Raw genomic sequence first — 7,528 nt, 5'->3', positions numbered from 1 at the left:
AGCATGACGGCGCCGACCGTCACCCCCATGTCGGCGACGTTGAACGTCCAGAAGCGCAGGTCGCCGACCCCGATGTCGATGAAGTCGACGACGCCGTGCACGTGGCGGAGGCGGTCGAGCAGGTTGCCGATCGCCCCGCCCGAGACGAGCCCGAGCGCCGCCGCCTGCCAGCGGTCGTTGTCCTCGGTGGTGCGCAGGCTCCGGATCAGGACCACCAGCACCACCGTCGCCATGATGGTGAAGCCCCAGCGCGAGTACTCGCCGAGCGACATGCTGAAGGCGGCGCCGGGGTTGTAGGTCAGCGTGAAGCGCAGCACGTCCCCCACGACCTGGTGGGGGACGTGCATGGGCTGGAGCGCCTGCTCGGCGACCCGCTTGGTGACCACGTCCAACGCCGTCACCAGGGCGCAGAGCGACCAGAACCAGGACGCCTTGGTCGTCACCGCCGGTCCCTACTTCTTCTCGGTGAGCGCCTTGATCTCCGCCGGGAGCGCGAGCTCCTTCTCATCGACGTTGTCCCACTCGAACCCCTGGACGGTGATCACGATCTGCTGCCCCATCTGCTCGATGGTCGTCGTGGTGGCGCGCTTGATCCCGCCCCAGTCCTTGTAGGCGCCGTAGGTCGTCGTCACCTCGACCTCACCCATGGGCGTGACGCTCTTGGCCTGCGACCAGGTGATCATCCCGTCGGTGGCCGAGAAGCAGTCGTACGACACCTTCCCCGACTTCCAGGTGTGCTTGACCTTGTAGCACTCCTGCCCGCCTAACGTCGCCTTCTCCACCGTCTCGCTGGCGGTGATGGCCGGCGTGATGCGCGAGTAGTTGTCGGGGTTGTTGTCCTCGCGAGCGGCGTCGAGCTGCGGGCCGGTGAGGAGCGACGGTCCCTGCATGGGGTTCATCGCCCAGGCCACCGCCCCGTCGAACCCCTGGCGCATCTCCCCCATCCCCGGGAGGTCGATGCGCGACGCCATCCGGCTGGGGAAGATGGTGACCACCTCCATGTTCGCGCTCATCCCCATGGCCGGGAGGTCGAACGCCGCCTTCATCCGCGACGACTTGTGCGTCTTGTACGACGCGGCGTTGGTCTCCTTGGCCCAGCGCGCGATGAGCTCCGACGCGCTCGGCAGCGCCTGCGCGTTGGCGACCGGCGCGGCGGCCGGGACGAGGGCGACGGCGGCAAGCGTGCGGGCCAGGCGCAGCACGCGGTTGGACACGGTGGTCATGCGGACTCTCCAGGGGGTGAGCATCGGGCGTCGGTCGCACCCGGGTGAATAGTAACACGGGCCAGTGAGCGGCGTCCGCCCATATTGTACGCCGGGCCGCCCTACCAGGTTGCAGGGGTCGCACGGCGCGTGGAGGCCGTCGCCCGCGACGTCGCCGTCGCCCCCCCGCCAATCCAGGAAAGGGCGGCGCGGAGCACCTCGTCGCGCCCCGCCAGCAGGGCGGCGCGCGACAGCTGGATCTGGACGTTGGGGACCACCCCACGAGCCTCGAGCCGCCGCCCATCCGGGGCGACGAAGTCGCCCACCACGTGCTGCATGACGTCGCCGTTGGGGAGCGGGGCCAGCATGGCCGGGAGCGCCTGCCCCGCGGTCGGCTCGCCGAATACCCGCGCCCGCCCCAATACCTGCATCGCGGCGGCGAAGATTTCCGACGTGCTGGCCGACATCCCGTCGACCAGGATGGCCAGTTCCCCCGCATACGGCGCGAGCGGTCGCCCGCGGCGGTCGCTGCGGCGCGGGTTGGCCACGTAGCGCAGCGCGGCGCCGCGCGTGGTCATCGTGCCTAACGACACGGCGGAGTCGAGGACATAGCCCCCCACCCCCATCACCATCGCCGCCACCCCCCCCACGTTGCCGCGCAGGTCGAGGATCACCCCCCGGCAGTGCCGGTACTCGGCCATCGCATCGTCGAAGCGGGGAGCGACCGGGGCCATCCACGCGTTGAAGCGCACGACCCCCACGCATCCGGCCGCGTCGTCCAGGCGCCGCGACTCGAAGCGGACGAGCTGCGGCGGGAGGGGGCCGAACCGCACCAGCTCGGCGTCGTCGCGGCGCAACACCAGGCGCACCGGGCGCCGGCGGCCACGACCGTCACGGAACGCGAGGCGGAGGCGCTCCCCCGCCCGTCCGTGCGTGCGCGCCGCCAGCGACAGCGTCAGCTGCAATTCCGCCAACCGCCGCGCCGCGCCGTCGAGCGAGGCGAGCCGCGTGCGCACCAGCGGCGCGACCTCGAGCGCCCCCACCCGCTCGAGCCACCACCCCGCTCGCACCCCGGCCCCGGCCGCCGCCGACCCCGGGACGACCCGCGAGACCACCACCCGCCCCCGCAACAGCCGCAGCTCGATGCCGGCCGTACCTAACGAGTCCTCCTCGGACGGCGCCGCGCGCCCGTGCTCCACGGCACCCGACGGAACCAGGGCGAAGTGCGACTCGCCCAGCCGGTCGAACATCGCCGTGATCGCGGCGCGCAGCTCGCGCTCGTCGCGCGCCCGCGCCGCCCGCGCCCGCACCTCCGCCCCCACCGCCTCCCAGTCGAGCCCGCGAAAGGTCGTGTCGTAGTACGTGTGCTTGACCCGCGCCCAGGCGCTGTCGGCGGTGGCCACCGCGAGCGCCGAATCGATCGCGCGGCGCGCGATGGGGCCGCGCGGCACCGGCGCCACCTGGGCCCCCAGCTCATTCGCCAACAGCGCCAGCAACAGCGCGCCGCCAAGCACCCACCACGAGCGCTCCAGGCGGCCGAGTCGCGACCGAATCCCCCAGTCGGAATCGGGGCCGGCTACGCGGCCATCTGCACGGCGTGTGAGTCCTCCCGGCGCATCCCCTGGAGGGGTGCGCGGCGCCGCCGCCTGGCGCGGCGGGTCGGCGTAGCGAGGGCGATAGGAAAGCGTACGTCGCATCACCTCACTGACGATCCCGCCACCCGCCACGTCATTCCCCCACACTTCACGCCGCTCCCACGCACGCCGCGCCATACCCCTCCTCCCGGTCCGTCCCCCGTCCCCGTCTGCGGTCCCCGTCTGCGGTCCCCGTCTGCGGTCCCCGTCTCCCGCTCCCCGTCCCTCCCCTCACCCGTCCCAGTTCCAGGTCCCGGTCTCCCCTTCCCCTCCTCGCCTTTCCCCCTCCACGGCCCTACGCCACAGGCTCCCGACCTATTTCAACTTCGCCATGAACCGCGCCAGCTCTCCCCCCCAGATCGCCGGCATCGTGTGCGTCCCATGCCCCCGCGTCCGCTCGCTGATCGGGAGGAGGATGAACTCCCCGCGCTTCACGCGAGGCATGAGCCGCTCGACGATCCCCAGTTCGGGTGGGTTCACGAGATCATCGGCCGAGTTGATCGCCAGGACCGGTGCGGTGATGCGCTCGAGGAAGGGCGACGGGTCGTAGTCGCGCGACGCGTCGAACTGGTACAGCATGTCGTTGGCGTCGGTCACCTTCATTCGCGCATCGAGGAACGCGGTGATGGCCGAATCGGCCGCGTCGCGCGTGGGCGCCATCCGCTGCTGCACCAGCGGGGCCGAGGTCATCATGAAGAGCATCCCCAGCGCGGCGCGGAGCCCGCGCGGCGGCGCGCTGTACTCGCCTCCCTTCCACTCCGGATCGCGGCGGATGTCGTCCAGGATCATCCGGCGCATCATCCGGTTGCGTCCGGCGATCTGCGCCGGGGCGCAGGCCAGCGGGACGAGCCCCCTGGCCCCCTCGGGGTACATGTAGCCCCACATCCAGGCGTGCATGCACCCCATCGACGTCCCCATCACCAGGTGCAACGTCCCCACCCCCAGCCCCTCCGTGACCAGGCGCTGCTGCAGCTTCACCATGTCGGTGTAGCCGTAGCGCGGGAAGCGCATCCGCAGCCCGTCGCTGGGCTTGCTGGACTTCCCGTGCCCGATGTTGTCGGGCAGGATGATGTAGTAGCGCGTGGTGTCCAGCAGCTGCCCGGGGCCATACAGCTCGCCGGCGAAACCCTGCCCCAGGAACTGTCCCCCCGTCCCCCCCGTCCCGTGCAGGATGAGGACGCCGTTGTCCACCTTCCCCCGCGCGTCGCGCCGCGGGGTGCCTAACGTGACGTAGTGCAGCCGCACGTCGCGCAACACCTCGCCGCTCTCGAAGCGGTATTCGGGGAGGGTGAAGTCGCCCGGCTTTCCCTGGGCGGCGGCCACGCCCGCGACCGGCAGGAGGAGCGCTGCCGGGACGAACGCGGCGGGGAGGAATCGGCGGAACGGGGATGTCGAGGCCTGCATCGCGGAGGATCGGGACAGGGGGCGCTGACCTCCCGCCGCACGAACCGCGCGCGGGAGCGACACGGCAGAATGTCCCCCTGTACCGCGCCGACGCCACCCCTCCTGCACGCGCCACCCCAACCGAGCCCCTCGCCCCCGGGACGCCGCCGCGTGCCCCCGCCTCCTGACACGCCGCCTTCCGCGCGTGCTACCGCACGTACTTCCGCGCGTGCTACCGCACGTACTTCCGCGCGTGCTACCGCACGTGCTACCGCGCCACCGTCCCCCGGCGCCGCGCCCACTTCTTTCGTGCCTCGGTGACCGCCTGCCTGAACTCGGCGCGGAACCGCGATGGCGAGTGATGGCGCGCCACGTACGCGCGCGCGTTCTCCCCCAGCCGGCGCGCCAACGCCTCGTCGCCCAGGAGGCGCTCGGCGTGGGCGCGCATCTCCCCCGGTGTCCCGGCCACGAAGCCCGACACCCCGTGCTCCACGATCGTCGTCGGGTGCCGGTTGGTGAGCACCGGGAGCCCCGCCGCCATCGCCTCCAGCAGCGCCAGGTCGTGGCCATCCTCGAGACGCGGGTCGGCGGTGTGCACGGCGAAGCGGTGCGAGGCGAGGATGCGCTTGAGGTGATGCCAATCGTCGGCCGGCGCCGCGCCGGCCATGCCCGGGTTGTCCCCAACGATCCGCAGCGGAAGCCCGCCCAGGGCGCCCTCGTGGAAGTCCCACGCCAGCGCTTCCCGGCGCTCGGCGACGCGGCTCGCCACCCGCACGCCGCAGGCCACGTCGCCCACGTGGGGGAGGTAGTCGTCCGGGGCCACGCTGTCCTGCAGCACCAGGTGGGTCACCCCCCACGATCTCGCCTTCGCGCGCGAGACCGCCACCGCGTGCCCCCCCACCGACACCAGCGCGCCGTTGAGCAGGGTCCGCATCTCGCGCGGCTCCGCCGCGGATGGCGCGCGCCCCATTCCACTCGCGAGCATGTCGTGCAGGACCAGGAGCCGGGGGGCGTCGACACTCCGGGTCTCGACGAGATCGCGCATCCCATGCGCCACGATGCAGTCGTAACTGGCGGCGCCGAAGCGCACCTCGTCGAGCGTGACGAGCCGCGCCCCCGCGGGGAATGGGCGCAGGTGCGAATCCCACGCCCGCGACTCGCGCCCGGGGAGCCCGTCCAGAAGATGGAGCTCGGCGCCGAGGGCGCCGAGTTGGTGGATCCAGGCTTCGTGGCCGCTGATGATCAGGAGTCTCACGCCCGTAAGACGCGCGAGCCGCGCGCGCGTCAAGCCGCGCGTCAAGCCGCGCGCACCTCGCCGGTGCTACGCCGACCCGGCCAGCGCGTCTTCCGGCACGCCGTCATCGTGCGATGGATCGCCGGATTGGAGGGCGCTCACCTCGTCCAGCGCCTGCGCGAGGTCGTCCCACAGGTCCTCGACCCCCTCGATCCCCACCGAGAGGCGCAACATGCCGTCGGTGATGCCAAGCGCCTCGCGCTCGTGCACCGGGACGAGGCGGTGCGTGAGCCCGGCCGGGTGCTGGATGAGGGTATCGGTGGAGCCGAGGGAGACCGCCGGGGTGATGAGCCGCAGCCGCTGCATAACGAGTGCTGCCGCGTCGTAGCCGCCGGCCAGGTCGAAGCTGAGCATGGTCCCCGCCCCCGCCATCTGCCGCCCGATGAGCCCCGACGGATCGCCGCCGGGGAGCCCGGGATAGTGCACCGTGGCCACCGCCGGGTGGCGTGCGAGGCGGCGGGCGATCTCCGACGCCCCCACCTGTGCGGCACGGACCCGCACGGCGAGCGTGGGGAGCCCGCGGTGGAGGAAGTACGCCGCCATGGGGTGCAGGAGCGCCCCGGTGACGATGCGCACCTGGCGCAGCGCGCGCGCCATGGCTTCCGAGGTGGCGATGACCCCGGCAACCACGTCGCCGTGCCCGCCGATGAACTTGGTGGCCGAGTGGAGCGATGCCGCCGCACCTAACGAGAGCGGGCGCTGGAGGACCGGCGTGGCGAAGGTGGAGTCGACGACGACCGGGACGTCGCCGGCCTGCCGCACCACGTCGGCGATGTCGACGAGGGCGCAGGTCGGGTTGGCGGGGGTCTCGATGAAGACGAGCGCGGTGTCGGGACGGATCGCCTCGCGCACCGCGCCGGCGTGCGCCCAGGTGACGTCGAGGGCCAGGAGTCCGGAGTCCAGCAGGTGGTCGGTCCCGCCATAGAGCGGGCGGACCGCCACGACGTGGCGACCGCGCGCGGTCACCGCCAGGAGCATCGCGGCGACGGCCGCCATCCCGCTCCCGAAGGCGACCGCGGCCTCCGCCCCTTCCAGCTCGGCGAAGGCGCGCTCGAAGCGGGCGACGGTGGGGTTGTGGAGCCGCGCGTAGACGGCGGTGTGCTCGGGGTACGCGCCGCCCGCGGCGAGCGCATCGAAGTCGTGCGTCCCCTCCGCGAGGTCGTGCATCGGATAGGTCGACGAGAGGTCGATGGGCGGGGCGTGAACGCCGAGCCGGGCGAAGTCGTCGCGTCCGGCGTGGACGCAGCTGGTGTCGATCGATTCTCTTGGCATACGAACTATCTTCCACAGAGGTTGTACTTACAGGATAGGATTCGTATCCTGCGAAATGCCATCGAATTCTTTACGGAATGAACAGCGAAAGACGCCCCCTTGACCGAACGGATCTCGCCCTGCTGGCGGCCCTGGCGAAGAATGCTCGGGCCTCCAACAAGGAGCTCGCCGCCCTCGTGGGGCTTGCCCCCTCATCGTGCCTCGAACGCGTGCGCCGGCTGGTCCGCGACGGCGTCATCCGGGGCTTCTCCGCCGAAATCGACCGATCGGCCCTCGGCTTCGAGCTCGAGGCGATGATGGCCGTCCGCCTCCGCCAGCACACGCGCGACCACTTCGAGGCCTTCCGCCGCTACGCGGCCGAGCTCCCCGAGGTGCTCGCCGTGTACCACATGGCCGGGGAAAACGACTTCCTCCTCCACATCCTCGCCCGCGACGCGCAACACCTGCGCGACCTCGCCATCGACCGCTTCATCAGTCGCGAGGAGGTGGGGCACATCGAGACCTCGCTGGTATTCGAGCACCTCCGCGGGCGCGGCGCCTCGTTCGAGTCGGCCGACAGGCGCAACGACGCCTGACGAGCGCCTGACGAGCGCCTGACGAGCCCTGGGCAGCACCTCCGCGCCGTCACGACCGGGCTCGCTTGCCCCACCCACCCCCTCCCGTTAGGCTGCCCATACCCCCCCATACCCCCCCATCCCCCTCCATACCGCCCATACCCCCCATACCGCCCATCCCCCCCGTGC

General features: G+C 71.9%; 7 protein-coding genes. 1 reads left to right on the top strand and 6 read right to left on the bottom strand.

Translation table 11 applies throughout. The features are described 5' to 3' along the window. The 6 genes from ABS52_18880 to ABS52_18855 all read right to left on the bottom strand — a co-directional run. Window positions 1-443 (bottom strand): signal peptidase II (locus tag ABS52_18880; protein ID ODT00195.1); only part of this gene is annotated, 443 nt, incomplete at its 3' end. A gap of 9 nt (window positions 444-452) precedes the next feature. Next, window positions 453-1,247 carry a hypothetical protein gene (locus ABS52_18875; GenBank protein ODT00194.1) on the bottom strand — a complete coding sequence of 265 codons (795 nt, stop codon included), beginning with the start codon at window positions 1,245-1,247 and terminating at the stop codon, window positions 453-455. A gap of 77 nt (window positions 1,248-1,324) precedes the next feature. Then, window positions 1,325-2,716: a hypothetical protein gene (locus ABS52_18870; GenBank protein ODT00193.1), complete on the bottom strand. Its 1,392-nt coding sequence runs from the start codon at window positions 2,714-2,716 to the stop codon at window positions 1,325-1,327. Window positions 2,717-3,151: 435 nt separating this feature from the next. Further along, window positions 3,152-4,240, bottom strand: a complete 1,089-nt coding sequence (locus ABS52_18865) for a hypothetical protein (protein ODT00192.1) — start codon at window positions 4,238-4,240, stop codon at window positions 3,152-3,154. A gap of 247 nt (window positions 4,241-4,487) precedes the next feature. Then, window positions 4,488-5,474: a hypothetical protein gene (locus tag ABS52_18860; protein ID ODT00191.1), complete on the bottom strand. Its 987-nt coding sequence runs from the start codon at window positions 5,472-5,474 to the stop codon at window positions 4,488-4,490. A gap of 66 nt (window positions 5,475-5,540) precedes the next feature. Further along, window positions 5,541-6,785 (bottom strand): cystathionine gamma-synthase, encoded by a 1,245-nt coding sequence (locus tag ABS52_18855; protein ID ODT00190.1) that lies wholly within the window; start codon window positions 6,783-6,785, stop codon window positions 5,541-5,543. Between the two features lie 77 nt (window positions 6,786-6,862). Here ABS52_18855 and ABS52_18850 point away from each other — a divergent pair, with 77 nt between their 5' ends. Next, complete coding sequence (locus ABS52_18850; GenBank protein ID ODT00189.1) at window positions 6,863-7,360, top strand: hypothetical protein; 498 nt, start codon at window positions 6,863-6,865, stop codon at window positions 7,358-7,360. Window positions 7,361-7,528 lie beyond the last annotated feature (168 nt).

The sequence above is a fragment of the Gemmatimonadetes bacterium SCN 70-22 genome (assembly GCA_001724275.1).
Taxonomy (GTDB): Bacteria; Gemmatimonadota; Gemmatimonadetes; order Gemmatimonadales; family Gemmatimonadaceae; genus SCN-70-22.
The sequence above is the reverse complement of the archived record's forward strand: the minus strand, read 5'-3'. Positions and strand labels throughout refer to the sequence as shown.